Source organism: Collimonas sp. OK242 (genome assembly GCF_900107095.1).
GTDB lineage: Bacteria > Pseudomonadota > Gammaproteobacteria > Burkholderiales > Burkholderiaceae_D > Collimonas.
Window position 1 is genome coordinate 96,089 of sequence record NZ_FNOR01000003.1, and the last position, 26,020, is coordinate 122,108.

The 26,020-nt window shown below is 58.3% G+C and carries 26 protein-coding genes; 15 read left to right on the forward strand and 11 right to left on the reverse strand.

All coding sequences use genetic code 11. From position 1 onward, the window contains the following. Positions 1 to 17 precede the first annotated feature (17 nt). The 4 genes from BLV81_RS03575 to BLV81_RS03590 are packed head-to-tail and all read left to right on the forward strand — an operon-like array spanning position 18 to position 3,290. Positions 18 to 881 (forward strand): branched-chain amino acid ABC transporter permease, encoded by an 864-nt coding sequence (locus tag BLV81_RS03575; RefSeq protein ID WP_092352504.1) that lies wholly within the window; start codon positions 18 to 20, stop codon positions 879 to 881. After that, positions 878 to 1,834: a branched-chain amino acid ABC transporter permease gene (locus BLV81_RS03580; RefSeq protein ID WP_255364926.1), complete on the forward strand. Its 957-nt coding sequence runs from the start codon at positions 878 to 880 to the stop codon at positions 1,832 to 1,834. Before BLV81_RS03575 ends, BLV81_RS03580 begins: the two co-directional genes overlap by 4 nt. Continuing rightward, positions 1,831 to 2,565, forward strand: a complete 735-nt coding sequence (locus tag BLV81_RS03585; RefSeq protein ID WP_092352506.1) for an ABC transporter ATP-binding protein — start codon at positions 1,831 to 1,833, stop codon at positions 2,563 to 2,565. Before BLV81_RS03580 ends, BLV81_RS03585 begins: the two co-directional genes overlap by 4 nt. Further along, complete coding sequence (locus BLV81_RS03590; RefSeq protein ID WP_092352508.1) at positions 2,562 to 3,290, forward strand: ABC transporter ATP-binding protein; 729 nt, start codon at positions 2,562 to 2,564, stop codon at positions 3,288 to 3,290. Before BLV81_RS03585 ends, BLV81_RS03590 begins: the two co-directional genes overlap by 4 nt. Before the next feature lie 36 nt (positions 3,291 to 3,326). Here BLV81_RS03590 and BLV81_RS03595 read toward each other — a convergent pair whose 3' ends face one another. Continuing rightward, on the reverse strand, positions 3,327 to 4,655 hold the full coding sequence (locus BLV81_RS03595) for a dicarboxylate/amino acid:cation symporter (RefSeq protein ID WP_092352510.1): 1,329 nt from the start codon (positions 4,653 to 4,655) through the stop codon (positions 3,327 to 3,329). 557 nt (positions 4,656 to 5,212) lie between these two features. On the opposite strand from BLV81_RS03595, the gene BLV81_RS03600 reads away from it, so the two are divergent. The 3 genes from BLV81_RS03600 to BLV81_RS03610 all read left to right on the forward strand — a co-directional run bounded on the left by BLV81_RS03600 (position 5,213) and on the right by BLV81_RS03610 (position 7,856). Further along, a complete protein-coding gene (locus BLV81_RS03600) occupies positions 5,213 to 5,953 on the forward strand; it encodes an acetoacetate decarboxylase (RefSeq protein ID WP_092352512.1) in 741 nt (246 codons plus the stop codon). A gap of 40 nt (positions 5,954 to 5,993) precedes the next feature. After that, the gene (locus tag BLV81_RS03605) at positions 5,994 to 6,776 is read left to right on the forward strand and encodes a 3-hydroxybutyrate dehydrogenase (protein ID WP_092352514.1); all 783 of its coding nucleotides are present in this window, start codon (positions 5,994 to 5,996) and stop codon (positions 6,774 to 6,776) included. 126 nt (positions 6,777 to 6,902) lie between these two features. Continuing rightward, complete coding sequence (locus BLV81_RS03610; protein ID WP_143036269.1) at positions 6,903 to 7,856, forward strand: hypothetical protein; 954 nt, start codon at positions 6,903 to 6,905, stop codon at positions 7,854 to 7,856. A 274-nt stretch (positions 7,857 to 8,130) separates the two neighbouring features. Here the strand turns inward: BLV81_RS03610 and BLV81_RS03615 are convergent, their stop codons facing one another. The 8 genes from BLV81_RS03615 to hemC form a co-directional block, all read right to left on the reverse strand. Further along, a complete protein-coding gene (locus BLV81_RS03615; RefSeq protein ID WP_092352518.1) occupies positions 8,131 to 8,955 on the reverse strand; it encodes a hypothetical protein in 825 nt (274 codons plus the stop codon). A 12-nt stretch (positions 8,956 to 8,967) separates the two neighbouring features. Beyond that, a complete protein-coding gene (locus BLV81_RS03620) occupies positions 8,968 to 9,192 on the reverse strand; it encodes a hypothetical protein (protein WP_092352520.1) in 225 nt (74 codons plus the stop codon). Between the two features lie 266 nt (positions 9,193 to 9,458). Next, positions 9,459 to 9,854: a hypothetical protein gene (locus BLV81_RS03625; protein WP_176992731.1), complete on the reverse strand. Its 396-nt coding sequence runs from the start codon at positions 9,852 to 9,854 to the stop codon at positions 9,459 to 9,461. Positions 9,855 to 9,939: 85 nt separating this feature from the next. Continuing rightward, positions 9,940 to 11,262 carry a hemolysin family protein gene (locus BLV81_RS03630; RefSeq protein ID WP_092352524.1) on the reverse strand — a complete coding sequence of 441 codons (1,323 nt, stop codon included), beginning with the start codon at positions 11,260 to 11,262 and terminating at the stop codon, positions 9,940 to 9,942. 201 nt (positions 11,263 to 11,463) lie between these two features. Next, positions 11,464 to 12,660 carry a heme biosynthesis protein HemY gene (locus tag BLV81_RS03635; RefSeq protein ID WP_092352526.1) on the reverse strand — a complete coding sequence of 399 codons (1,197 nt, stop codon included), beginning with the start codon at positions 12,658 to 12,660 and terminating at the stop codon, positions 11,464 to 11,466. A 4-nt stretch (positions 12,661 to 12,664) separates the two neighbouring features. Continuing rightward, a complete protein-coding gene (locus tag BLV81_RS03640; RefSeq protein WP_092352528.1) occupies positions 12,665 to 13,849 on the reverse strand; it encodes a uroporphyrinogen-III C-methyltransferase in 1,185 nt (394 codons plus the stop codon). Further along, positions 13,846 to 14,631 carry a uroporphyrinogen-III synthase gene (locus BLV81_RS03645; RefSeq protein WP_092352530.1) on the reverse strand — a complete coding sequence of 262 codons (786 nt, stop codon included), beginning with the start codon at positions 14,629 to 14,631 and terminating at the stop codon, positions 13,846 to 13,848. The genes BLV81_RS03640 and BLV81_RS03645 overlap by 4 nt, the downstream gene beginning before the upstream one ends. Positions 14,632 to 14,685: 54 nt before the next feature. Then, positions 14,686 to 15,627 carry a hydroxymethylbilane synthase gene (gene hemC / locus BLV81_RS03650; protein WP_092352893.1) on the reverse strand — a complete coding sequence of 314 codons (942 nt, stop codon included), beginning with the start codon at positions 15,625 to 15,627 and terminating at the stop codon, positions 14,686 to 14,688. A 249-nt stretch (positions 15,628 to 15,876) separates the two neighbouring features. Here hemC and ppc point away from each other — a divergent pair, with 249 nt between their 5' ends. Beyond that, positions 15,877 to 18,735, forward strand: a complete 2,859-nt coding sequence (ppc, locus tag BLV81_RS03655) for a phosphoenolpyruvate carboxylase (protein ID WP_092352532.1) — start codon at positions 15,877 to 15,879, stop codon at positions 18,733 to 18,735. On the opposite strand, the gene BLV81_RS03660 is transcribed toward ppc, so the two are convergent. Both BLV81_RS03660 and BLV81_RS03665 read right to left on the reverse strand, forming a co-directional pair. Continuing rightward, positions 18,732 to 19,841 (reverse strand): mechanosensitive ion channel family protein, encoded by a 1,110-nt coding sequence (locus tag BLV81_RS03660; protein ID WP_092352534.1) that lies wholly within the window; start codon positions 19,839 to 19,841, stop codon positions 18,732 to 18,734. The two genes, ppc and BLV81_RS03660, sit on opposite strands and share 4 nt — an antisense overlap. Before the next feature lie 69 nt (positions 19,842 to 19,910). Next, the gene (locus BLV81_RS03665) at positions 19,911 to 20,390 is read right to left on the reverse strand and encodes a GNAT family N-acetyltransferase (protein WP_092352536.1); all 480 of its coding nucleotides are present in this window, start codon (positions 20,388 to 20,390) and stop codon (positions 19,911 to 19,913) included. 246 nt (positions 20,391 to 20,636) lie between these two features. Here BLV81_RS03665 and BLV81_RS03670 point away from each other — a divergent pair, with 246 nt between their 5' ends. From BLV81_RS03670 to BLV81_RS03700, 7 genes are all read left to right on the forward strand, one after another. Further along, positions 20,637 to 21,368, forward strand: coding sequence for a GntR family transcriptional regulator (locus tag BLV81_RS03670; RefSeq protein WP_092352538.1), 732 nt, complete (start codon positions 20,637 to 20,639; stop codon positions 21,366 to 21,368). A gap of 1 nt (position 21,369) precedes the next feature. Then, positions 21,370 to 22,149, forward strand: a complete 780-nt coding sequence (locus BLV81_RS03675; protein WP_092352539.1) for a transporter substrate-binding domain-containing protein — start codon at positions 21,370 to 21,372, stop codon at positions 22,147 to 22,149. 33 nt (positions 22,150 to 22,182) lie between these two features. Further along, the gene (locus BLV81_RS03680) at positions 22,183 to 22,863 is read left to right on the forward strand and encodes an amino acid ABC transporter permease (RefSeq protein WP_092352541.1); all 681 of its coding nucleotides are present in this window, start codon (positions 22,183 to 22,185) and stop codon (positions 22,861 to 22,863) included. Next, positions 22,860 to 23,516, forward strand: a complete 657-nt coding sequence (locus BLV81_RS03685) for an amino acid ABC transporter permease (RefSeq protein ID WP_092352543.1) — start codon at positions 22,860 to 22,862, stop codon at positions 23,514 to 23,516. The genes BLV81_RS03680 and BLV81_RS03685 overlap by 4 nt, the downstream gene beginning before the upstream one ends. Then, positions 23,497 to 24,225: an amino acid ABC transporter ATP-binding protein gene (locus BLV81_RS03690; RefSeq protein WP_092352545.1), complete on the forward strand. Its 729-nt coding sequence runs from the start codon at positions 23,497 to 23,499 to the stop codon at positions 24,223 to 24,225. Before BLV81_RS03685 ends, BLV81_RS03690 begins: the two co-directional genes overlap by 20 nt. Before the next feature lie 104 nt (positions 24,226 to 24,329). Next, positions 24,330 to 25,385 carry an adenosine deaminase gene (locus tag BLV81_RS03695; protein WP_092352547.1) on the forward strand — a complete coding sequence of 352 codons (1,056 nt, stop codon included), beginning with the start codon at positions 24,330 to 24,332 and terminating at the stop codon, positions 25,383 to 25,385. A gap of 370 nt (positions 25,386 to 25,755) precedes the next feature. Further along, positions 25,756 to 26,013 carry a DUF1488 family protein gene (locus BLV81_RS03700; protein ID WP_176992732.1) on the forward strand — a complete coding sequence of 86 codons (258 nt, stop codon included), beginning with the start codon at positions 25,756 to 25,758 and terminating at the stop codon, positions 26,011 to 26,013. Positions 26,014 to 26,020: the final 7 nt, after the last annotated feature.

The following is a 26,020-nucleotide window of genomic DNA, read 5'->3' on the forward strand; positions in this document are numbered from 1 at the left end:
GGCCATCGGGATTTCAGGTGGAGCTGCTCGCACAGATTCTCGTCAACGGCATTCTGCTCGGCGGGCTGTACGCTGTCATGGCGCTTGGCTTGGCCCTGGTCTGGGGCGTGCTCAATATTGTCAACCTGGCGCATGGCGCCTTCATCATGCTGGGCGCCTATTCGTCATGGTATCTCTACGCCTATGCGCATATTGATCCGTTCCTGGGATTGCCCGTCACCGCCGCCGTCATGTTTATCCTGGGCTACGCGCTGCAGCGCGGCTTGCTCAACCTGGTGATACGGGCGCCGATGTTCAACACGCTGCTGATCACTTTCGGACTGGAAGTGGTGCTGACTTATCTGGCTCAGCTGGTATTCTCGGCAGACTTTCGCACTATCAATCCGCCTTACGCCGGCAGCAGCCTGGCGTGGGGGCCGGTGGTATTCCCGGTGGCCAGGCTGGGCGCGTTCGGCGTCGCCATTACCCTGACGGCCGGCATGTGGCTGTTGCTGCTGCACACGCGGCTCGGGCGGGCGATTCGGGCCACCGCCCAGAATTTGACGGCAGCCCGCCTTTACGGCGTCGAGCCGCGCCATCTGTATGCCATGACCTTCGGCTTGGGCATAGCGCTGGCGGGCGCCGCCGGCACGCTGTATGGCACGGTGTCGCAGATCAATCCGTACATCGGCGCCACGCTCACCGCCAAATCCTTTGCCATCGCGATTATCGGCGGCCTCGACAATCCGCTGGGCGTCATCGTCGGCGGGCTGTTCCTGGGGATCGTCGAATCGCTGACCGCCTTGTATATCGGCCAGACCTTCGCCGACGTCGCCAGCTTCGGCATCCTGGTGCTGGTGCTGATCGTGCGTCCCAGCGGCTTGCTTGGAAAGACCACATGAACAACCTGAAGATGTGGCGCGCGGGCCTGGTAGCGCTCGCTCTGTTGCTGCTGGCCGGCGTTCCCTGGTACGGATCCGACGTGCTGATCCAGTTCGGCATCAATGCGCTGCTGCTGGCGGTGTTGGCGCAAGGCTGGAACATCATTGGCGGCTATACCGGCTATGCTTCGTTCGGCAATTCGGTGTTTTACGGGCTCGGCAGCTACGGCGTAGCGATCGCCATGGTGCAGTGGCAATTGCCGTTCGGCGTCGGCCTGGTCTTCGGCGTACTGCTGGCGATCGCTTTTGCCGTTCTGCTGGGCTTGCCGGTGCTGCGTCTCAAAGGCCACTATTTCGCGATTGCGACACTGGCCCTGTCGCAAGTCATGACCGCCATCGTCGCCAACATCGGGCTGGCCGGCCAAAACATCGGCCTGGTGCTGCCGCCGTTAAACAACGACCGGCTATTCTATGAACTGGCGCTGGGCCTGCTGGTAATCGTCACCCTGACGATCTTCTGGCTGACGCGCAGCCGCTTCGGCTTCGGACTCATCGCGATTCGTGAAAACGAGGAAGCCGCCGCCGTCATGGGCGTCAACACCACCTTGTACAAGGTTCTTGCATTTACGCTTTCAGGCAGCTTCAGCGCCTTGGCCGGCGGCATTCATGCTTACTGGATCACCTTCCTGGATCCGGAGAGCGCCTTCGATATCAGCCTTAACGTCAAGATGATCATCATGGCTGTCTTCGGCGGCCCCGGCACCGTGCTGGGGCCCATCGTGGGCGCGCTCTCGCTGTCTGCCATTTCCGAATTCCTGTCGAGTGAAGTGACCAGCGTCGCCGGCCTGTTTTTTGGCGTCGTCATCGTCGCCGCAGTGGTCATGATGCCGCTCGGCCTGGCCGATATGCTGCGCCGTTTCCGCAAAACCGGCTGGCGTTATTTCATCGAAAATATCCGGAGCCACAGCTTATGACCGCCCTGCTCGAAGTCCGCCATGCCACCCGGCGTTTCGCCGGGCTGGTCGCCGTCAACGATGTCAGCCTGACGCTGGCGCAGGGCGAAATCCTGGGCCTGATCGGTCCCAACGGCGCAGGCAAGACGACCTTGATCAGCCTGATTAGCGGAACGCTGGCGCCGAGCGACGGCGAGCTGCTGTTCCAGGGCGAATCCATCAATCGATTGCCGGCTTTCCGCCGCGCGCGCCTCGGCATTGGCCGCACGTTCCAGATCATGCGGCCGTTTCCAGGACTGTCCGTGCTGGATAATGTCGCCGTGGGCGCTCTCTTCGGCCGCGCCGGCGGCCAGTCGCGCTTGGCACTGGCACGCGAGCAGGCGCGCGCCTGCCTTGAATTCGTCGGACTGGACAAGTACATCGACCAGCGCGCCGATGAACTGGGCGGCCCGGGCCGCAAACGGCTGGAGCTTGCAAAAGCGCTGGCGATGCAGCCCAAGCTGTTACTGTGCGACGAGATCATGGCCGGCCTGACCCACGTCGAGATCGATGAAGTTATCGATCTGCTGCGCAAAGTACGCGAGCTAGGCATCAGCATTCTGGTCATCGAACATGTGATCAAGGCCATCAAAAGCCTGTCGGATCGCCTGCTGGTGCTGCACCATGGAGAAAAGATCGCCGATGGCACGCCCGAGGCGGTGCTGTCGGATCCGGTCGTGGTGCAGGCTTACCTGGGGAAGAAACGGCCATGAGCGTCCCGGCAGATGCGATGCCCTTGCTTAAAGTCGGCAATCTGAGCGCCGGCTATGGCGAATTGCCGGTGTTGCATGGCGTCGACCTGGAAATCTACCCCGCCGAAATGGTGGCGCTGGTCGGCAGCAATGGCGCCGGCAAGACGACTTTGCTGCGCGCCTTATCAGGCATGCTGTCTTGCAGCGGCAGCATTGTCATGGACGGCCGCGAGCTGGTCGGCGTCACACCCGATCAGATCTTCGGCCTGGGCCTGGTGCAAGTGCCGGAAGGACGCCAGTTGTTTGACCGCATGACCGTGCAAGACAATCTGTTGATGGGCAGTTACCGCCGCCACGACAAGACCGCCATCGCGCGCGACCTGGACCAGATGTACGCCATCTTCCCGCGCATGGCGGAGCGGCGGCGCCAGCTGGCCGGCAGCATGTCGGGCGGCGAACAGCAGATGTGCGCCATCGCCCGCGCCTTGATGGCGGCGCCGGTGCTGATGATGATCGATGAAATGAGCCTGGGGCTGGCGCCGGTGGTGACGCAGGAACTGATGGAAGTACTGGCAGCGATTCAGCGGGACGGCGTGACCGTGTTGCTGGTCGAGCAGGACGTGCAACTGGCATTGTCCGGCGCAGACCGCGCCTACGTGATGGAAACTGGCCGCATCGTGCACAGCGGACCTGCAAAAACCCTGATCAACGATCCCGCCGTTCAGCAGGCCTATCTGGGAATCTAGCTGTAGGGTGGGCGCTGTGCCCACCCTACAGCAAGCTTAGGAGTGATCGCGCTGATCAGCTTCTGCGATCGCAGCTTCGCGCATCGCCAGTTCCTGCTCGGAGTCGATCGCCTTGCCATCCAGCTGACGATGCAATTGCGCTTCATCCAGCTCGCCGGTCCATTTCGCCACGACGATAGTCGCCACGCCGTTGCCGATGGTGTTGGTCAAGGCGCGCGCTTCCGACATGAAACGGTCGATGCCGAGAATCAGCGCCAGGCCTGCAACCGGCACATGGCCGACAGCGGACAAAGTCGCCGCCAGCACGATGAAGCCGCTGCCGGTGACGCCGGCGGCGCCCTTGGACGTCAGCAGCAAGACTGCCAGCAAGGTCAGTTGCTGCACCAGCGTCATCGGCGTATCGGTAGCCTGGGCGATAAATACCGCCGCCATGGTCAGGTAGATCGAGGTGCCGTCCAGATTGAATGAGTAACCGGTTGGTATCACCAGGCCGACCACCGATTTCTTGGCGCCCAGGTTTTCCATCTTGCCCATCAGGCGCGGCAACACCGATTCCGACGACGAAGTGCCGAGCACGATCAGCAATTCTTCCTTGATGTATTTGACGAACTTCCAGACGCTGAAACCGTGCACCTTGGCGACTATTCCCAGCACGCCGAAAATGAACAGCAGGCAGGTCAGGTAAAACGCCCCCATCAGCTGGCCCAGCGATAGCAAGGAGCTGATGCCGTATTTGCCGATGGTGAAGGCCATCGCGCCAAACGCGCCGATAGGTGCGACTTTCATGATCAGGCCGACCATGCCGAACAGCACATGCGAGAATTTTTCGACAAAATCGAACACCAGCGTGCCGCGGCCGCCGAACTTATGCAGCGAAAAACCGAACAGTATCGCGATCAGCAACACTTGCAGGATTTCGTTCTTGGCAAAAGCATCGACAAAACTGCCTGGAATGATGTGGAACAGGAAATCGCTGGTCGATTCCATCTTGCCCGGACCGGTATATGCGGCAATGCTCTTGGTGTCGAGCGCGCTCAGGTCGACGTGCATGCCGGAGCCCGGATGCCAGACATTGACCACCACCAGACCGAGGATCAATGCCACGGTGCTCATGATTTCAAAATACAGCAAGGCCAGGCCGCCGGTCTTGCCGACTTTCTTCATGTCTTCCATGCCGGCGATGCCGATCACCACGGTGCAGAAAATCACCGGCGCAATGATCATCTTGATCAATTTGATGAAGCCGTCGCCGAGCGGCTTCATTGCCGCCCCGGTTTCCGGATAAAGATGTCCAAGCACGACGCCGATCACGATGGCGGTCAATACTTGTACATAAAGTGATTTGTAGAGCGCTGGTTTGGCCATATGTCCTCTCCGATTAGATTACGTTTTTTTTAGAATATCGCTGCTGGCCGCCTGCAAACATGACACTGCACGGCCGACGCTGCTCATACCGCTTGCTTTTTCCATCCTGTCGATCCGGCTATCCGCCCCGAATACCGGGACAGGAAAAAACTGAAAAAAGTGCGCCACTTTAGCTGATAACGCTACCATCACTCAAGTTATTTACATCCATCGACATGAAATTGCATTTTATGCAATTATTGTCAACGTGTACTTGCCGCAATCTCTTGGATTGGCACTTTGCATACGAATGCATTCTGTTCTGTATTTGACCGCAAGTAAATTCCTGCATGAGATATTTATCCTGCAAATTTTGAGATGCCCTTGTCACAATGCTTGCGTATTCTGGATAGCGCCTCATATGGTTTAGATTATTTTATTTGCAATTGCATATCTTGTACGAGAGCCGAAATAAGCGTTTTACACAGAACATGGGAAAACAATGGCAACCTTTCCCCTGCTGCGTTTGTCTCAAACAAGCCTGGTCACCGCAAGTCTTTTCATAACAAGGAAGATCCATGACTGAAAACGATGTCCGTAACAACGCCTTTGCGATGCCTATCCATAATCCCGCTTTTCCGCCGGGACCTTATCGTTTCATCAATCGCGAATTTTTGATCATTACCTACCGTACCGATCCGGAAGCGCTCAAGAAAATCATTCCTGCGCCGCTGCAGTTCCTCGAGCCCATCGTCAAGTTTGAATTTATCAAAATGCCCGACTCCACCGGCTTTGGGCATTACTGCGAATCAGGGCAAGTCATCCCGGTGACGCTCGATGGCGTGGCCGGCGGCTATGTCCACAGCATGTATCTGAACGACCATCCACCGATTGCCGGCGGCCGCGAACTATGGGGTTTCCCGAAAAAACTCGGCAACCCGGAGTTGCGCGTGCATACCGACACCCTGATGGGCACCCTGGATTACAGCGACTTCCGGGTCGCCACCGGCACCATGGGCTACAAGCATAAGACGCTCGATAACGCAGCGGTCAAGAAAACGCTGGAAACGCCGGCCTTCTTGCTGAAAATCATTCCGCATGTCGACGGCACACCGCGCATCTGCGAACTGGTACAGTACAGCCTGACCGACATCACCGTCAAAGGCGCCTGGAGCGGCCCTGGCGCGCTCGACCTGCACGCGCATGCCTTAGCGCCCGTCGCCGATTTGCCGGTGCTGGAAGTACTATCTGCAGTACACATTTTGTCCGACCTGACCTTGCCCCTGGGCACGGTCGCCTATGATTATCTAGCTAAGTAACCACACTTCACGTAAATCATCACGCAAATAAGGGAATGCCATGTCACTCAAAGATAAAGTTGCACTGATTACCGGTTCCGCCAGCGGCATCGGCAAGGAAATCGCCATCGAATACGCACGCGCCGGCGCCAAGGTCGTGATCGCCGATCTGGCGCTCGATGCCGCCACTGCCACCGCCAACGAGATCACCCAGTCCGGCGGCATCGCGATGGCGGTCGCCATGAACGTCACCGATGAAACCGAGGTCGACAAAGGCATCGCCGACACCGTTGCCGCCTATGGCAGCATCGACGTCCTGATCAGCAACGCCGGGATCCAGATCATCGCGCCTATCGTCGACTCGACCCTGGACAACTGGAAAAAAATGCTGGCGATCCATCTCGACGGCGCTTACCTGACTACCCGTGCAGCGATGCGCGAGATGATCAAGAAGGGCAACGGCGGTTCCATCATTTACATGGGATCGGTACACTCGCATGAAGCCTCGCCGCTGAAAGCGCCGTACGTCACCGCCAAGCACGGCTTGATCGGCCTGGCCAAGGTGGTGGCCAAAGAAGGCGCGAAAAACAAGATCCGCGCCAACGTCATCTGTCCCGGCTTCGTCCGCACTCCGTTAGTGGAAAAGCAGATTCCGGAGCAGGCCAAGGAACTCGGCATCACCGAAGACCAGGTAGTCAAGAACGTGATGCTGAAAGACACCGTGGACGGCGAGTTCACAACTACCCACGATGTGGCGCAAACCGCAATCTTCCTCGGCGGCTTCGAATCCAACGCGCTGACCGGGCAATCGATCGTGGTCAGCCATGGCTGGTTCATGCAGTAAGTTCGTGCAGTAAGTTCGTGCATTAAATTCACGCAGCAAGAGATAGCGGCTGCCAGCGATAGGCACGAAGGGCGACAAACCTTCTTGCCTTCTTATCAAGCGCAGCCGCACTCATTCCGAGAAGCCATGTTGAGTACACCTGATTACCCGTCGCAAGCGCCCCGCCGTCCACTTCGATTACAGCATTGCCTGCTATGCGCGTTGCTGCTGCTAGGCAGCAGCAATCTGCTGGCTAAAACCGAGTTGTCCAAGCCAGCCGCAGCCGAGACGCCGCCGACGTTTACCAGCCGGCAAGCAGCGTTATCCGCTTTGCCGCCGTTGATGCTGTGGGTAGGAGAGCGGCCCGACGACGTGCGCACCTGGATCGATGGCAGCGCCAGGCAAGGCAAAGGCGCCGCCGACAGTCCGGTGCCCTCCATCCAGGATCAGCGGATGGGTGTCGCGGTGCTCGACACCACCGTATTGTTGCGCGACGGCAGCGCCAGCGTCCGCCGCCGCCAGCAACCGTTGAAACTGCCGCCGGCGTGGTATGCGCAGAACGGCTTGCAGCAAAAAGCGCCGGTTGTCACTATCGTCCATATCGAGATGGCGCGCGCTGCGCATAAGCCGGCCCTGAACGAAAAGCAAAAACGGACCATCGTCAACGCCGTGGTCGCCGCCGCGACACGCAGCCCGAGCCAGGTAGTGCAACTCGATTTCGAAGTCATGCACAGCCAGAAGCCGTTCCTGGCCGATGTCGTCAAACGCAGCCGCGACGCCCTGCCCGCCAACGTGGCTTTGTCGATCACGGCGTTGGCGTCATGGTGCGTAGGCGACGCCTGGCTTGCCGATCTGCCGGCCGATGAAGTAGTGCCGACCGCATTTCACATGGACGGCGAGGCCAAACGCTTGCGCGACGTCCTGGATCACGATGGCCGCTTCCCGCGTCCGGAATGCCAGCCCAGCCTGGGCTTGTCGCTGGACGAACAACCGTGGCCGAGCAAGCTGCGCAGCCAGCGGCTCTACCTGTTTAACCGTAATGCCTGGTCCGGCACACCGATGGCGGGCTGGTCGGTGCGGTTGGGGGCGATTTTTCCCTAGGAGCGCCTTGAGATCCCCCGACCGCCGGTAACCTTCATATCCCGTCATCGCGCCGGAGATAGCGGCATTACAGGCTGGATATTCGCTGTACCACAACCAACAGTTGGCGCTTGCCGCTTAATCTCTACTTTTAGCACGTCTAAAACGGGGGGATTACCGTCCTCGAACTCTTGCGAAGAAGACGCTTTCTTTATCGCAGCAACGGCGTCTTGTGCCCTTGAAAGTTCGAGATGGAGTTGATCTGAGCACCTGCATATTGGGCTACGAAATCAAGCTACTCGTTGAATATCGCGAGCAAGACACGTTTGAGCATTCCCGGCTCGCTTTTATCTGTTGGGCCAATCTTACTTTGAGCAGAAAAATCGCTATCATAAAATGAAATATTGGCGATGTCTTTGATAGGAATTACAACTCGGTAAGCACTTAACCTTGCTGCCCGGTCTCCAGCGCTTGTACCCTTGAAATCACCTCCTACATTGCGTTCCCGTTCTGCTTCAAATTTCTGGTCGAGCGCCTCGTAATGAGCGTTGTAATTAATGTCATGGACCAGTTTTAATGTATCCTTGTCACGGTGCCCACTCAATCCTGGCAGTAACGATATATATTCTTGCTTGAGAAAATCCGCACCACTAAGGGGTACACCGATATATACCTTACGAGAGGCCAAAGTAACCTGGACCAGATCCTGGTCTGCCATTGCTTCAAGAAGCAGTTTTTCAAATGGGTTATTACTTGCTACTTGGATAAGCGCCTTATATTCTTGAATCTTCGAGCGACGCGTCGACCAACCAGCAACGTAGGCCAAACCAACCGTCACGACAGCCCAAAAGAAAAATTTGAGATAGTCATGCGGTAATTTCAATTTATCCAGATCGGTTATGTCTTTGTTGGCCCAGGAAAGCACCATGGGGACAAGACCAAACCAAGCGGTGATCATGTAAATAAAGGCACCAAGACCGGAAAACAAGGTGCCCCATTTGACAACATGAAAGTAGGAATCCCAACCAGTTGATCGACTTTGGGTGTAACGAGCTTTTGGATATTGTGATGAGAAGAAGAAGCCGCTTACCAACAAAATAACCAGTCCGATGGCTCCCATCAGGCCCGAACCTTATTTGACCGCGACATTCTTCAGGGAATGCATTCTTCTAAAAATCTTCTTCACCGCATCTTCATTGCTAAGATTCACGCTGACGACCCCATCTGCAGATACATCGACACGTTTTGTGTTCTCTTCAAGCAACTTCAAAAGTCGAGCAGTTTCATCCGACACATCAGAATTTACAACGCCTCGCCCCGACTTGTCGCCGAGGACTTTCATTAATAATAAATGCATAATTCACCTCCTCTTTAGCCGATTGTACAGAACGTTTCCCAGCCTACTGGGCCGACTTATAGTAACGTATAACCAACTACTGTATTTAGAGTACCCTGGGACGGGGAAATACGGAAATACAAATTTCAGAATGTCACAATAAATTTCCCACAACAACACTTGATGCTACAAAATTGCTACATTCATTCAATAAATCAAGTGTTTATGCGGGTTTTATCCTTAATTCAGTCCAATCCATCATTGGACAGCATTTACCGCAAGGTGGCTCAATTAGACAGCGTCTGCTCATCCTTCATGTGCAAAGCGTTGAGGATATCAATATGGCTCCCGGCGCGCTCCGACAACACTCCGGCCGCAGCCATCGCCATCCGCGTCAGACACTCGGTATCGGCCACATTGAGCACAGGCGGACAAGCATCATCGCCCTCCTCGCGCGCCAGATGGCTTGCATAGATCAGCGACAAGCAGGTTTTGATGCCCTGACTCAGATCCAGCGCAAGCTCTATGAATTGCGCCGATGTGTCGAACCGCAGCCCATCGGCCAGCAATGAAAATGGCCGATGCTCTGACCGAGCGGTTGCTTGCGAAAATTGAGGGGACGTGTTGATGCAAGTCATGACGATCTCCAGAGTTGCGTGAGGCGGCTTTTGCGCTTTTTGCAATTCAGGCTGTCAAACCCGATCCCTTCTTTTTCAGGGATTGATCGACTATAAAGGTTCGTCGATGTGATCGCAATCAGCAATGTGCCTATTCAGCATCAGTCGGACGTGATGCCGGATATACCTTAACCAGCACGATCCGCGGCCCGTTCATTTTCTTGACCACGATATCGAAACCGTCGAATGCGATTTTCTGCCCTTCATGCGGCAGATCGCCGAGCTTGGCCATGATCAGGCCGCCGACCGAGTCGACATCTTCATCGCCGTCGATCACGACGTCGATGCCGAGTATCCGTTCCAGGCTGAAGATCGGCAGGCTGCCCTTGCCCAGCAAGGTGCCGTCATCCAGGCGGCTCCACTCGTTGTCGTTGCGCCGGAATTCATCGCGGATCTCGCCTACCATCGCGCCCAGCAAATTATCTAGGGTGATAAAGCCTTCCGGCTTGCTCCCCCTTTTGCCGATGATGGCAAAATGCGGCGCGCCGGTGCGGAAGCGGCGGAACAGTTCCAGTGCCGCCATGCGCGGCGAGACGTATTCCACCGGCCGCAAATAAGCACTCAGGCTGTCGATCGACTTGCCTTCCTGCTGCGCGATAAACAAATCCTTGAGATGGATCACGCCCAGCACATTGATGCCGCTCTGGTCGAAATAGGGATAGCGGCTAAAGCGGTGACGATAGATGGTTTGCAGGTTTTCCTGCAGGCTGCGCGCCTGATGCAGGGCGGTGATCTCGTTGATCGGGCGCATCAGGTCGGATACTTCAAGCTCGCTGAAATCGAGCGACTGCGCCAGTACCTTCCATTCTTCACGGTTGAATTTTTCACCGGCGTGGCTGCCGCGCAAGATCAACTTCAGCTCGTCTGCCGAATACTGCGCATCGTGGCCGTGAACGCCGCCCAGCCCCGCCTTGCGCAAGATCCAGTTGGCGCTGGCGTTGAGCACCCAGATCGCCGGATACATGGCCCGGTAGAAGCCGTACAAGGGCAAGGCGCACCACAGCCCTATCACTTCGGGATTGCGGATCGCGACGGTCTTCGGCGCCAGTTCGCCGATGACGATGTGCAGGAATGAAATCAGGAAGAAGGCGAAGAAAAACGAAATGCCGTGTATCAGTTCCGGTGAAATGATGCCGACCCAGCCGAACACCGGCTGCAACAAGCTGGCGAATGCCGGTTCGCCGATCCAGCCCAGCCCCAGCGAGGCGAGCGTAATGCCGAGTTGGCAGGCGGACAGATAAGCGTCCAGCTGATGATGCACTATCGCCAGCATGCGGCCGCGCAAGCCTTGCGTCTTGGCGATGGCGCGAATCCGGGTCTGGCGCAATTTGACTAGACCGAATTCGGCAGCCACGAAAAAACCGTTGAGCGCTACCAGAAATAATGCCGCGATAACCAATAACAGGTTGTTCAATGAATCTCTTTCATGGGTAATGACGGATGACAAGTATAGGCGACGATTGCATTTTCAACAAAATCACGAGGAATCCACCTTCTTCCAGGGTTGCTGTAAACGACACCAGGCAAGAAAAACGGGGCAGAGTTTTACGCCATGAAATGGCGTAAAACTCTGCCCCGATTCAGGATAGCGTGCCGCTACAGCGGGATTTGTCGCCTACAGCGTGGTGGCCAGCGCGCACTGGCGATAATGTTCCGCCGCCAGCGCCTGCTGGTCGATCGCCTCGTGCAGTTGCCCCAGTTTCAGATGCGCTTCACGCACCGTGGCTGGCGCCACCGAGTCCGACAGGGCTTGCTCCAGATGGCGCTGGGCCTTGCCCCATAATTTTTGCTTGAAGCAGAAGCTGCCCAGGGTCAACGCCAGCTCGGCATCGTTCGGCGCCGCGATCGCCCAATGTTCGCAATGCTCGATTTGCGACAGCAGCGCAGGCGTAGCTTCTGCAGCGGCGGCGTCGCGATAGACCGGCAACAAACGCTGGTCCCACTCTGTTGCCAGGGATTTCTCGACGATGGCGCGGGCTTCGCCATGCAAACCGCACTTGTTGAAAGCGTTGGCGGCGCGCATGGCGATAAACGGCTTGATCCGGTCTTCGCTCGGCACCGTGGCCCACAAACGGGTAATCGACTCGGCATCGTGGGCCTCGTCCGACAGCAAACCGTCGTAAGCCAGTTCCCGCAAGCGCGTCGACAAGGCTGGATGCAAGGCGTCGTGCTTGTCCAGGTTGCGCACCAGACGCAACACTTCCGGCCAGTTCTTGGCTTGCTGGTTGGCTTTCAAGGCCAACCGCAAGGCGTGGATATGGCGCGTGCCGCGGGCGTTCAATTCGCTGACGGTTTGCAGCGCCGCCTGCGACTTGTGTTCATCCACCAGCAGATCCAGCGTCGTAATCAGGCGCGCCGTTTTCAGCTGTTCGTCCTCTTCTATGCTGGCCAGCCAGATATCGCGTCGCTCCGGTTGCCCCATGCGATGCGCGGCACGGGCGCCGAGCAAGGCCGCCACGCCCAGGTTGTCGGGCAGTTCGGCGGCGCGCGTGGCGGCTTTTTCCGCCTGGCCGAAACGACCCTCGAACAAGGATTTTAGAGCATCGCGCAAAGCATTATTGGCCGTGGTTTCGCGCTTGCGACGGCGATAGCCGATCACGCGTGCCGGCAACTTCTGGGTAACCCGGATCGTCCGGATCAGCACGTACAAGATGATAAACAGAATCGCCAGCGCCACGACGAAAAAATTCAGAGACAGGTCAATCCGGTATGGCGGGAAAAACAGCACCACATTACCGGGGTTGTAACGCGCCACCACAGCCAGGCCGATGGCGACCGCAAACAGGGCAACAAGCCGGAGAAAGAATCGCATAGGACTATGGCTTGCCTTTGTAAGTACGGATCGCCGCCGGACTATCCAGCGCCGGCATGGTGATCGAGAGATTGCTGCTCTGGACCTGCTTCAGCAGAGTCTGTACGGTCTGGGTCTGCTTGGCGCGCGTGTCGAAATACTTGGTGATGGTTTCCTGGGCCGCAATCAGGTCGCTGCGGAATGCCGATTCGTTACGCGACAGCAGGCCGAGACGGGCGTTGAGCAAACGCAGCTTCAGGTTCTCCCTGGCGTAGTAAGCCTGGGTCGGCGACAACAGCAAGGCGTCAGGCGTGTCGACAGTGCGTACCCTGATCAGCTGGCTGATTTCGGTCCACATCTCGCTGCTCCAGCTTTGCCATTTATCCTTCAAGCTGTTCTTCCAGTCGGTCACCACGGCGTCGGCCGCGGCTTGCGACTTGGCGACATTGCTGGCGGCTTTTGGCGCACTGCGGGCTAGCGCCTGGTTATTCGGCTTGCTGACGCCGACGATCGGCTTTTCATCGGACAACAGCGGCATGCTGTCGATCTGGCCGATGATGCTGTCAAGCCGCACCGCGATGCCGGTGACATCCAGCGTCGGCAAGGCTTTGAGTTTTTCGATATCGCTGGCGATGGCGCGGCGCACGATGATGAATTGCGGCTTGTCCGAGCGCGACAGATTCTTGTCGGCATTTTGCAGCGCAATCAGCGCGCCCTGGACGTTGCCGGCCAGTTGCAATTGCTGGCTGGCGGTCGACAGCACGTCTTCAACCTGGGCCAGGGTCCAATCGTCGCTGTTCCTCGACAAATCCTTGTATAACTGCTCGAGCGCCAGTTGCTGGCTTTGCGCTTCGACTTGCTTGCTTTCCAGCACGCTGACCTTGCCCTGCAATTCCTTCGACTCGTCCTGCACCGACTTGACCAGCACCTTGGTCTCGGTATTGGTGCTGTCGCCGACTTGCAGGCGGCGCGCTATTTCCTGGCGCAGCTTGTTGTTCTCGGCGTGCATCACCCACCATTGCGCCGCCAGCAGCAAGGCGAGCAACAGCAAGATGCCGTAGACCAGGCCAAGCGAGCGCTTGCCGTTCTTGCCTTGGTAGACAGCGTAAGGTTGCAGCGCCGGCTGCGAGGCTGACGATGGCGATGTTGTCGCACTGACGGCAGGACCAGCAGGCTGGTTCGATTCTGGAGTGGGTATCGATTCGTTCATAGCGGGAATTGTAACGCGTCGAGTAGCCGTTCGTCGCCTGAGCCGGTGAGAGTCACATCGGTAAATCCAAGCGCATGTGCTGTTTCGGCAATGCGGGCATGTGGGACAAGGAGTTTCTGCTGTTGGATTTTTGCAACACCGGTGCCGCTTTCAAGCGCTTGCACCAGGCCCATCAGATGCCTGAGCGCTTCCGAACTGGTCAGTATCCAGTCGTTTTCGGTATCCAGCAATTGTTGCAAACGGGCTTTCAAGGCCTCATCGAGGAGCGGCGCCTGGCGCCGGTAAGCCGCTACGGCCTGCACCTTGACGCCGGCCGCCAGCAAGCTGTCGGCGAAGAATTCGCGGCCGCTTTCGCCGCGCACCAGCAACACTTGGCGGCCGCGCAGGGCGTTCAGGTCGAGCGCCTGCAGCAATCCTTCGGAATCGGTCTTGGCCGGATCCGGCGGGCTGAAGATGGTGACATTGCGAACCGTCAGGCCATGCCGCGCCAGCGCCGCCCGGCTGCCCTCGCCGACAATCCCGATCGGAATCTGGCGCGGCCAGCTGGCGATATGCCGGAAAGCGGCGTCGATCGCATTCGGGCTGACAAATACCACCAGTGCGTAAGTCTCGATCTGGCTCAGGACGGCTTGCAAGGGCGCGCTGTCGCTCAATGGCAGGATTTCCAGCAAGGGGAAAATCACCGGCTGCCTCCCGCGTGCCGCAATCTGCTGCGCCAGCGCCCCGGCTTGCGCAGCCGGCCTGGTGATGACAATCGGATGCAAGAGTGGGTTAGGTTGCATGACAGCCGTCTACCTGCCGGCATGCGGCAAAATCGCTACGCAGAGACAGTAACACTAGGCGTCCTTGCAGAGCGCGAGAATGGCCGCTGCGTCTTGCGCTTCCAGCGCTGCCGCGATCTGTTCCCCCAGCGCCTCAGGCGCATCGGCCGAGCCGCTGGCGTCGGCAAGCGCCACCCGCAAGCCGTCCGGCGTAGCGATCATCGCCCGCAAACGCATCTGGTCGCCGCTGATGGTGGCAAACGCCGCCAGCGGAATCTGGCAGCTGCCGCCAAAGGCGCGCGACAAGGTGCGCTCTGCAGTCACCGCCAGCGCTGTCGGCAAATGATTCAAGGGTGCGAGTACTTCCTGCAAGTCAGCGCGGTCGGCGCAGATCTCGATCGCCATGGCGCCCTGCCCCGGCGCCGGCAAGCTCTGCTCCGGCTCGATCAGGGCTTTGATGCGCGCGGCCAGGCCGAGCCGCTTGAGGCCGGCGGCGGCCAGGATGATGGCGGCATATTCGCCGCGATCCAGCTTGCCCAGGCGGGTATCGAGATTGCCGCGCAAAGGTTTGATCTGCAGCAAAGGAAAGCGCGCCGCGATCAAGGCCTGGCGCCGCAGGCTGCTGGTGCCGACGATGGCGCCGGCTGGCAATTGTTCCAGGCTGGCGTAGTCATTCGACACGAAAGCGTCGCGTGGATCTTCCCGCTCCAGCACCGCGCTCAGCGCAAAGCCGGGCGGCAATTCCATCGGCATATCCTTGAGCGAATGCACCGCCAGGTCGGCGCGGCCTTCCGCCATCGCCACTTCCAATTCCTTGACGAACAAGCCCTTGCCGCCAACCTTGGACAAGGTCCGATCAAGAATTTGATCGCCGCGAGTGGTCATTCCGAGGATTTCTATATTACAGTCTGGATATAATGCAGATAACCGGTCGCGCACGTGTTCCGCTTGCCACATGGCCAGGCGGCTTTCACGTGATGCAATCACCAACTTGGATGGGGAGGATATTTTAGCCACAGGTTCTTTCAAATTTAGCTATGCAACACAGACGCAGCAAACACAGTCAGGATTGAGCAAAGTTATTTAATCGCTAATCGTTAGTCGCTAACGAGTTCTATCAAAAACGCGTAATTTTTGCGCCGGATTTTAGCATGCGCTCCCTACTGTCCCAGTTGTACTCTCTATATCGAATTATATATAGAGCGCGTTTAACCAGTTACAAGCCCTTCATTCCCACCCCAGAAAAGCTGATTGCACTCGTCCATTATGGCAAAACAATTGAATTCTGCTGTCCAGGTAAAAAAACCCGTTCCCAACAAAGATGCTCCACTCAAAGAAGATATTCGTCTGCTGGGCCGCTTGCTGGGCGATGTGCTGCGCGAACAAGAGGGCGATTCGGTATTTGAAGTAGTAGAAACCATCCGTCAGACCGCGGTGCGCTTTCGCCGCGAATCGGATCCGCAAGCCGGCGCCGATCTCGACAAGTTATTGAAAAAACTCACGCGCGACCAGACCAATTCGGTGGTGCGCGCATTTTCCTATTTTTCGCACCTGGCCAATATTGCCGAAGACCAGCATCACAATCGCCGCCGCCGCGCCCACCTGCTGGCGGGATCGGCCGCGCAGGCAGGCAGTGTCGCGCATGCGCTGAGCAAGCTGGATGACGCTGGCGTATCGGGCGCTACCGTGCGCAGTTTTTTGAAAGACGCCTTGATTTCGCCGGTCCTGACTGCCCATCCGACTGAAGTGCAACGCAAGAGCATCCTGGATGCAGAGCGCGAGATCGCCCGCCTGCTGGCCGACCGCGACCGTCCGCTGACCGCCAAGGAATTACGCGACAACACAGAACTGCTGCGCGGCCGTATCGCCACCTTGTGGCAAACCCGCATGCTGCGGTATACCAAACTGACCGTCGCCGATGAAATCGAAAACGCGCTGTCTTACTATCGCATCACCTTCCTGCGCGAGCTGCCGGCGCTGTACGACGACATCGAAGGCGAAATCGCCACCCAGTTCCCGACCCGCGCACGCCAGGCCGGCGCCGAGCTGGCGCCATTCGTGCAGATGGGCAGCTGGATCGGCGGCGACCGCGACGGCAATCCCAACGTCAACGCCAGCACCATGCAGCATGCGCTGACACGGCAATCCACCACGATCTTCGATTTTTACCTGGAAGAAGTCCACGCCCTGGGCGCGGAATTGTCGGTATCGACCTTGATGGTCAGCGTCAACCAGGAATTGCTGGCGCTGGCGGAAAGCTCGCCTGACACCTCCGACCATCGCTCTGACGAACCCTATCGCCGCGCCTTGATCGGGATTTACGCGCGGCTGGCGTCGACTGCGCGCGAACTGGGCGCCACCAACATCCTGCGCCAGGAAGTCGGCGCCGCCGCCCACTATGCAACGCCGCAGGAATTTACCCGGGAATTGCAGATCGTCGAAGATTCGCTGCGCGCCCACCACGGCAGCGCGTTGATCAAACCGCGCCTGGCGACGCTCAAGCGCGCCTCCGAGATTTTCGCCTTCCACCTGGCGTCGCTCGACATGCGCCAGAGTTCCGATGTGCATGAGCGGGTCCTGACCGAGCTGTTTGCCCAGGCCCAGGTCGAAGGCGCTTACGACAAACTCAGCGAGGAACAGAAGATCGAACTGCTGCTGGCCGAACTGGCCAAGCCGCGCCTGCTGTACTCGCCGTATATCGACTATTCCGATGAGACTGTGTCGGAGCTGTCTATTCTGCGCGCCGCCGGCGAAATGCGGCAACGCTACGGCACGCGGTCGATCCGCAACTACATCATTTCGCACACCGAGACCGTATCCGACCTGCTGGAAGTCTTGTTGCTGCAACAGGAAACCGGCCTGCTGCGTCCCGATACGGGCAAGGGCAAGGCCAGCGCATCCGGCGCACCGGATGTGATGGTGATCCCGTTGTTCGAAACCATTCCCGACCTGCGCCGCGCCGCCGCGATCATGGAGCAATTCATGGCCTTGCCGCCGGTGGCGCGCGTGATCGCCAGACAGGGCCAGCTGCAGGAAGTCATGCTGGGCTATTCCGATTCCAACAAAGATGGCGGCTTCCTGACTTCCAACTGGGAACTGTACAAGGCCGAGATCCAGCTGGTGCGCGTGTTCGATCGCGCCAGCGTCAAGCTGCGCCTGTTCCATGGCCGCGGCGGCACGGTCGGCCGCGGCGGCGGCCCGAGCTACCAGGCGATCCTGGCGCAGCCGCCAGGCACCGTCAACGGCCAGATCCGCCTGACCGAGCAAGGCGAGATCATCGCCTCCAAGTTTTCCAATCCGGAAATCGGCCGCCGCAACCTGGAGCTGCTGGTAGCGGCGACGCTGGAAGCCAGCCTGATGCCGCATAATGCCGACAGCAAGCAGACCAAGAAACTGGGCGAATTCGAGCAATTGATGGATGGCTTGTCTGAGCGCGCTTACCAGTCGTATCGCAACCTGGTCTATGAAACCCCTGGTTTCACCGACTACTTCTTTGCAGCGACGCCGATTGCCGAAATCGCCGAACTGAACATCGGTTCGCGCCCGGCCTCGCGCAAGGCGACCCGCCGCATCGAAGATTTGCGCGCAATCCCCTGGGGCTTTTCCTGGGGCCAGTGCCGCCTGCTGTTGCCGGGCTGGTATGGTTTCGGCAGCGCCATCGAAAGCTGGCTGGAGGAAGGCAAGGACAGCAAGCTCAGAACCCAGAAACTGGCGACGCTGCGCGCCATGTACAAGGAGTGGCCGTTCTTCGCCACCCTGCTGTCGAACATGGACATGGTGCTGTCGAAGACCGACCTGGCGGTGGCCTCGCGCTACGCCGGACTGGTCACCGACCGCAAGCTGCGCAACAGCATCTTCAAGCGCATCGTCGATGAACATGAGCGCACCAGCAGCATCTTGTCGGCGATTACCGGCGCCAAGGACCGCTTGTCTGGCAATCCTCTGCTGGCGCGTTCGATCAAGAACCGCTTCGCCTACCTCGACCCGCTGAATCACTTGCAGGTGGAACTGATCAAGCGCCACCGCAGCGTCACCGCGGCTGGCCGGACTACCGAGGAACGTGTAAAGCGCGGCATCCATTTGAGCATCAATGGCATTGCCGCGGGCTTGCGCAATACCGGCTAGCCTTCTGAATGGGGGTGGCCAGCGCCGCTGACCACCCTTTCCCTGGCCGCTTCCGCATCGAGCGCCGCGCGCAAGCGGGGCAGGCTTTCCGGAAAGTGCAGAGCGATGAAACCGATCATCGCTTCACGGATGGTGCAGCGCAGATCGAACGCTGTACCCGAGTCCTTGGCGCTGACCAGCAGGCGCAATTGCATGGCGCGCTCATTGGCGTCGGTCACATGCAGCACGCAAACCCGGCCATCCCACAAAGTGGATTGCTTGCATACACGCTCGAATTCAGCACGCACGGCCGGCACCGGTACGGCGAAATCCAGCCACAGGAAAACCGTGCCCAGGATGGTTGAGGAAGTGTGGGTCCAGTTTTCAAAGGGATTTTCGATAAACCATTGCAATGGCACAATCAGGCGCCGTTCATCCCATATCCGCACCACCACGAAACTACCCGTGATTTCCTCGACTCGCCCCCACTCGCCATGAACAATCAAGACATCGTCGATGCGGATCGGCTGCGAAAATGCTATCTGCATGCCGGCAATGAAATTACCCAGCACCGGCCGCGCCGCGATGCCGGCGACCAGCCCGGCGACCCCGGCCGAAGCCAGCAAACTGGCGCCAAACTGGCGGGCGCCAGGCAAGGTCAGCAAGACGAAGCTCAAACCGAGAAGCGCGGCAATGAAGTAAGCGCTGCGCGTCAGCACCCTGGTTTGGGTCAGGATGCGGCGCGCTTTCAGGTTATCGGCGGCGGTGACCGGATTGAGCTGGACAACGGTCGCGCTTAACGCGCGAATGCAGCGCATTGCCAGCCATGTCAAGGCGATGACCAGCGCTACCGAGCTCAGGTAGGACAACGGCACCAGCCAGGGAGTATCATCCGGCGCCCCGGTCAGCACCAGGCGCACCGCGAACAGGATCAGGCATGCCTGGCTGGCGCGGTAAGCGATAAAACTGAGGTTGGCGAGGTAGGGCCGATTGCGGATTAACCGGCGCAGCAGCATGATGCCGACATGGTGCAACACGCCGGCAAGCAATGCCGCCAGCAAGGCCGCGCCAAGCACATAGAGGCTGGCCTCCAGGTATTGCAACTCAGGGAAAATACTCAGATTCATCCATCGCCTCCCATCGTTTGACCGGCCCCGTAGCGATTCCCCGCCGACCTTGCCCGCCTCCGGCCGACGTTAGAGTTTTTTCTGCAACAGCATGGCCTTGCCCGTGGCAGCACCCAGTTCATAACCGGCAAACCCGGTCGACTTGTACAACGCCTGGGCGCGCTGGTTGCCTTCCAACACTTCCAGCGTGATCTTGCAGCAGCCAAGGCCGCGCGCCACCTCCTCAACCTGAGCGATCAGCTGCTTCGAAATCCCGCGGCCGCGAAATTTTGCGGCGACCGCCAGATCATGGATATTCAGCAGCGGCTGGCAGGCAAAAGTCGAGAATCCCTCGATGCAGATCGCCACGCCTGCCGGCGCATCGTCCACAAAAGCCAGCACCACATGGACATCGTTCCTTTTACTCAGCGCGGCGATCAAATTGCTTTTGACGAAATCGGCAAGCTGCTGCCCGCCGCCCATGGCATCCATCGCATAGCCGTTCAAGAGTTCCACAATCGCACTGGCATGGCGCGCATCGGCAAAATCGGCGTTCACTATCTGAGTCATGTTCCTGGTCCTGGTTCATTATTGATTGATGTTTCTGATTTTATATCAGCGCCGAACAATGCAAGGCACGTACCAGGCGAGTGCCAAAAAAGCGCAGCGGCGCCCCTTTTTAGTGACTTTAGTGACAATTATCGGCAGCACTCGCCAATTTGGTGAACTGATACACCAATCTTGTATATCAGATTGGTGCATCAGTCTCGAATATCACCTGATATCGCCTGGCATACGACTTGCTGATAGCACGGCATGACCGTCACCGCCAAATCGTCAACCCAGATCGCCGAACGGATTACCGAGGCAATGCTGGCGCGTAAACTCGCGCCCGGGACCCGCTTAGGCGAGCAGCAGCTGGCAGAATTGTTTGGCGTCAGCCGGACCCAGATTCGCGAGGCGCTGACCCGCCTGGTGACACGCGGCATTGTCACCGTCAGCGCCCGCCGCGGCTGGTATGTGATTGAACCCACGCCGGAGGATGCGCGCGATGCCTTCGAGGCGCGCCGGGTGCTGGAACTGGGACTGCTGCGGCATGCGCGGCCGATCAGCGCAGATGCAATCCGCAAGCTGCGCCGGCATGTCGAGCGTGAACAGGCCTCGCTGGAGGGCGAAGACGTCGCCACCCGCAGCTTCTTGCTGGGCGATTTCCATGTCTGCCTGTGTGAATCGTTCGGCAATACTTTACTGGCCGACACCTTGCGCGATCTCACTACCCGCACCACCCTGACCGCCATGCAGTACCAGTCTTCGCACCATGCCAGGCAATCCTGCGCCGAACACGTCGGCATCGTCGCGGCGCTGGAAAGCGGCGATCTGGAGCAGGCGGAACAATTGATGCACACCCATTTATGCAACGTCGAAGCGGGTCTGGAGCAATCCCTGCGCAGCGACCCGCTGTCGCCGCTACGACGCGCATTAGCGCCGCTTACAGAGAATTTCGACCAGCAGTCATTTGCAATATCACCTCAGCCAAAGGAGTGTTAACATGAAATTTCCAAAGATTCTGCTCGCCATGATGGCCGCCGCTGCCCTCTTCAGCAGCACCGCGCGGGCCGATGCGCTCGATGATATTGTCAAGAGCGGCGTACTGAAAGTCGCCGTGCCGCAAGACTTCCCGCCGTTCGGCTCGGTCACCAGCGATCTCAAGCCGCAAGGCCTGGATATCGACGTCGCCACCTTGATTGCTAAAAAACTGGGGGTCAAGGTCGAACTGGTCCCGGTCACCAGCGCCAACCGCGTGCCTTACCTGCAAACCAGGAAAGTCGACCTGATCATCTCCAGCCTCGGCAAGAATCCGGAGCGCGAAAAAGTCATCGCCTTCAGCGACGCCTACGCACCTTTCTATAACGGCGTATTCGGCGGCGCCGAGCAAAAGGTCAGCAGCGCGGCCGACCTGGCCGGCAAGACCGTGGGCGTGACCCGCGGCGCGGTGGAAGACCTGGAACTGTCCAAGATCGCTCCTGCCAGCGCCACCATCAAGCGCTACGAAGACAATAACGGCACCATCAGCGCGTTCCTGTCGGGCCAGGTGCAACTGGTTGCAACCGGCAACGTAGTGGCCGCCGCGATCATCGCCAAGAATCCGCCGAAGAAGCCGGAAACAAAATTCCTGATCAAGAATTCGCCTTGCTCGATCGGCCTCAACAAGGACGAACCGAAATTGCTGGCCAAGGTTAATGCGATCCTGGCGCAAACCAAGAAGGATGGCGAATTGAATGCGGTGAGCGTGAAGTGGCTGGGCCTGCCTTTGCCGGCCAATCTGTAAGCACGACTTGCCACCACCAGCCTTGGGCAAGACATGAGTTATCACTTCGATTTTCTGGCGCCGTTCGACTATCCCGCCGTCCTCATCAAGGGCGTGCTGGTGACGCTCGAACTGATCGCGATCGGCGGCGTGCTCGGGATAGCGGTCGGCATCTTTGGCGCCTGGGCCCGGACCCAGGGGCCGCGCTGGTTGCGGCCGCTGGTCAGCGCCTATGTGGAATTGATCCGCAACACGCCGTTCCTGATCCAGCTGTTTTTCATTTTCTTCGGCTTGCCGGGAATCGGCTTGCAAATCAGCGAGATGGAGGCGGCAATACTGGCCATGGTGATCAATCTGGGCGCCTACAGCTGCGAAATCATCCGCGCCGGCATCGCCGCCGTCGCCCGCGGCCAGATCGAAGCCGGATTGAGCCTGGCAATGACCAGGATGCAGATATTCCGTCACATCATCCTGCCGCCGGCCTTGCAAAAAATCTGGCCGGCCCTGTCCAGCCAGGTAGTGATTGTGATGCTGGGTTCAGCCGTGTGTTCGCAAATTGCGGTGGAAGAACTGGCGTATGCGGCCAACTTCATCCAGGGCCGCAACTTCCGTTCGTTTGAATCGTATCTGCTGTCGACAGCAATCTATCTGCTGCTGGCGATCGGCTTGCGGCAATTGCTGCGATTGCTTGGCGACCGGCTGTTCGGCCGGCCCGTAGCCAGGGAGGCCGCATGATTTCCTTTTCGACCTGGGACATCGTCCGCAACCTGTTGCTGGCGCTGCGCTGGACCGTATTGCTGTCGCTGGCCTCATTCGCCCTGGGCGGTCTGCTCGGATTAGTCATCTTGTTCTTGCGCAGCTCGCAGCAAGCCTGGCTGCGCCGCCTCACCAAAATGTATATCGAACTGTTTCAAGGCACGCCCCTGCTGATGCAATTGTTCCTGGCTTTTTTCGGCCTGGCTCTGTTCGGCCTGGAAGTGCCGGCCTGGCTTGCCGCCGGCCTGGCGCTGACTTGCTGGAGCAGCGCCTATCTGGCCGAAATCTGGCGCGGCTGCGTTGACGCCATTCCGCGCGGCCAATGGGAAGCATCGTCGTGCCTGGCCATGACCTATATGCAGCAAATGCGCCATGTGATTCTGCCGCAGGCCTTGCGTATCGCTATTCCGCCTACGGTTGGTTTTAGCGTGCAAATCGTCAAAGGCACCGCGGTGACCTCCATCATCGGCTTCGTTGAACTGTCGAAAGCCGGCACCATGATCACCAACGCGACGTTTCAGCCGTTCACCGTGTATGCCCTGGTGGCGCTGATGTATTTTGCGTTGTGCTGGCCGCTGTCCAAATACAGTCAGTTTCTGGAAAGGAAATTCAATGCCGCTCATCGCCATTGATAATGTAAAGAAAAGCTTCGGCGACAACCAGGTGCTGAAAGGCATCCGGCTCGATGTCGAAGCCGGTGAAGTGATTGCCATCATCGGCAAAAGCGGCTCCGGCAAGAGCACCTTGCTGCGCTGTATCAACGGCCTGGAAAGCATCGACGAGGGCAATATCAGCGTCGCCGGAGCTCATCTGGGCAAGACCGAGCTGGAATTGCGGGCGCTGCGCCTGAAGGTCGGCATGATCTTCCAGCAGTTCAATCTGTTTCCGCACCTGACTGTGGGCCGCAACGTGATGCTGTCGCCGATGATCGTCAAGGGAACCACAGAAAGCGAAGCGCGCAAATCGGCGCAGGAAAATCTGGCGCGCGTCGGCCTTGCCGAAAAATTCGATGCTTATCCGGATCAGTTGTCCGGCGGCCAGCAGCAGCGGGTGGCGATTGCACGCGCGCTGACGATGCAGCCGCAGGCTTTGCTGTGCGATGAGATCACCTCTGCACTCGATCCTGAACTGGTGAACGAAGTATTGGCGGTGGTGCGCGGGCTGGCGGAAGAAGGCATGACGCTGTTGATGGTCACGCACGAAATGCGCTTTGCGCGTGAAGTCTGCGATCGCGTAGTGTTCATGCATCAGGGGAAGGTGCATGAAATCGGCGCACCGGAAGAGATTTTCGTTCATCCGAAAACAGTCGAGCTGCAACAGTTTCTAGGCGCGTCGAACTGAGCATCAAACTGCGCTTCAGTCGACAGCGGAATGGGTAAACTCAGTGAGCTGATCCGCAATTCTGTAAAATTGCGGATTAGCTCCTGTTAACCGTGGAAGTACACATGAATTCAAACAGCACTACCGCGCCGCTCGCTGCCGATCTGATCTCCTTCATCGAAGGCTTGCCGAAAGCGGAATTGCACCTGCATATCGAAGGCACGCTGGAACCTGAATTGCTGTTCTCGCTGGCGCAACGCAATAATGTCAAACTGCAATACGCCTCGGTGGAAGAGCTGCGCGCCGCTTACGCCTTTACCGATCTGCAATCGTTTCTCGATCTGTACTATGCCGGCGCCGCAGTATTGCAGACCGAACAGGATTTTTACGACATGACGATGGCATACATCGTCCGCTCACGCGCCGACAACGTACGCCATTCGGAAATTTTCTTCGATCCGCAAACCCATACCGAACGCGGCATCGGCATCGATGTGGTATTTTCAGGGATCGCCCGCGCCTTGCGTGAAGCGCGCGACAAACACGGCTTCAGCAGCGCCATGATCATGTCGTTCCTGCGCCATTTATCGGAAGAAGACGCCTTCGCCACCCTGGAACAAGCGCTGCCCTTGCGCGCGCAGTATCGCGACCTGTGGATCGGCATAGGCCTGGATTCCGCCGAACGCGGCAACCCGCCGGAAAAATTTGCACGGGTCTTCGCGCGCTGCCGCGAACTCGGCTTTCACCTGGTTGCCCACGCCGGCGAAGAAGGTCCGCCGCAATACGTCAAGGACGCACTCGATGTGCTGCATGTGGAGCGCATCGATCACGGCGTGCGCAGCGAAGAAGACCCGGCTCTGATGAAGCGGCTGGCGCAGCAACGCATCCCGCTGACGGTATGCCCGCTGTCCAACCTCAAGTTATGCGTGGTCGACGACATGCGCAACCACAACCTGGCGCGCATGCTGCATGCGGGCCTGGCGGTTACCGTGAATTCTGACGATCCGGCCTATTTCGGCGGCTACATGAACGCCAATTTCCTGGCAGTGGCTGCATCGCTGCGCTTGAGCCGCACCGAATTGGTGATGTTGGCGCGGAATGCTTTTGAAGCGACTTTTTTACCTGCAGCGGCAAAGCAGCAGTTGTTGCTGGAGCTGGACGGTTACTGCATGGCGCATTAGTCTTGCGACTGCATTTCAGCACTGCTCGCAAGCCGCCGCACCGCATCGGTCCGGCGGCTTTTTTACGCCTGAAACCGAACAAAAAGCGAATAGGCAAAAAAAAGCCCGCACACCTTGCGGTTGCGGGCTGAATCCAAACCTAGGAGGTGTTGGAGGAGACAGGCATAACTATAGCGATGCGACTCCTGTTTGTATGCTTTAGAGTTCGCATACCTGATATTCGGCAGGTGTATAACGGATCTGGCCGAATTCCCTAAAAGCTGTATTGTCCTTGCCAGCCGGACAGTTTCCGTGCAACATGGATAAGCAGCCAGATAGCCTGCCCTATCGATCCCGTCTGACTCTGCGCAACCGTATTATCGTGGAGACCATGATGGACAACGTACTTGCCGCACCTCGCCTGACCAACGCCGGCATCCTGTTTTCGGTGACGGTCGAATTTCAACAGTATCAGTGCCTGGTGCCAGCAAGCACACTCTCAGATCTGTCGCATTCGAAAGACCCTAAACTCGACTTGCTCGACACTTATCGGGCATTCCAGACAAAAATCGAAGGCGTCGCACGGCGCTTGATCGGCGCCGGCATTATCGGCAAGCCGCTGGTTATCGGCAGCGGCTATTTCCAATAATTTCCAG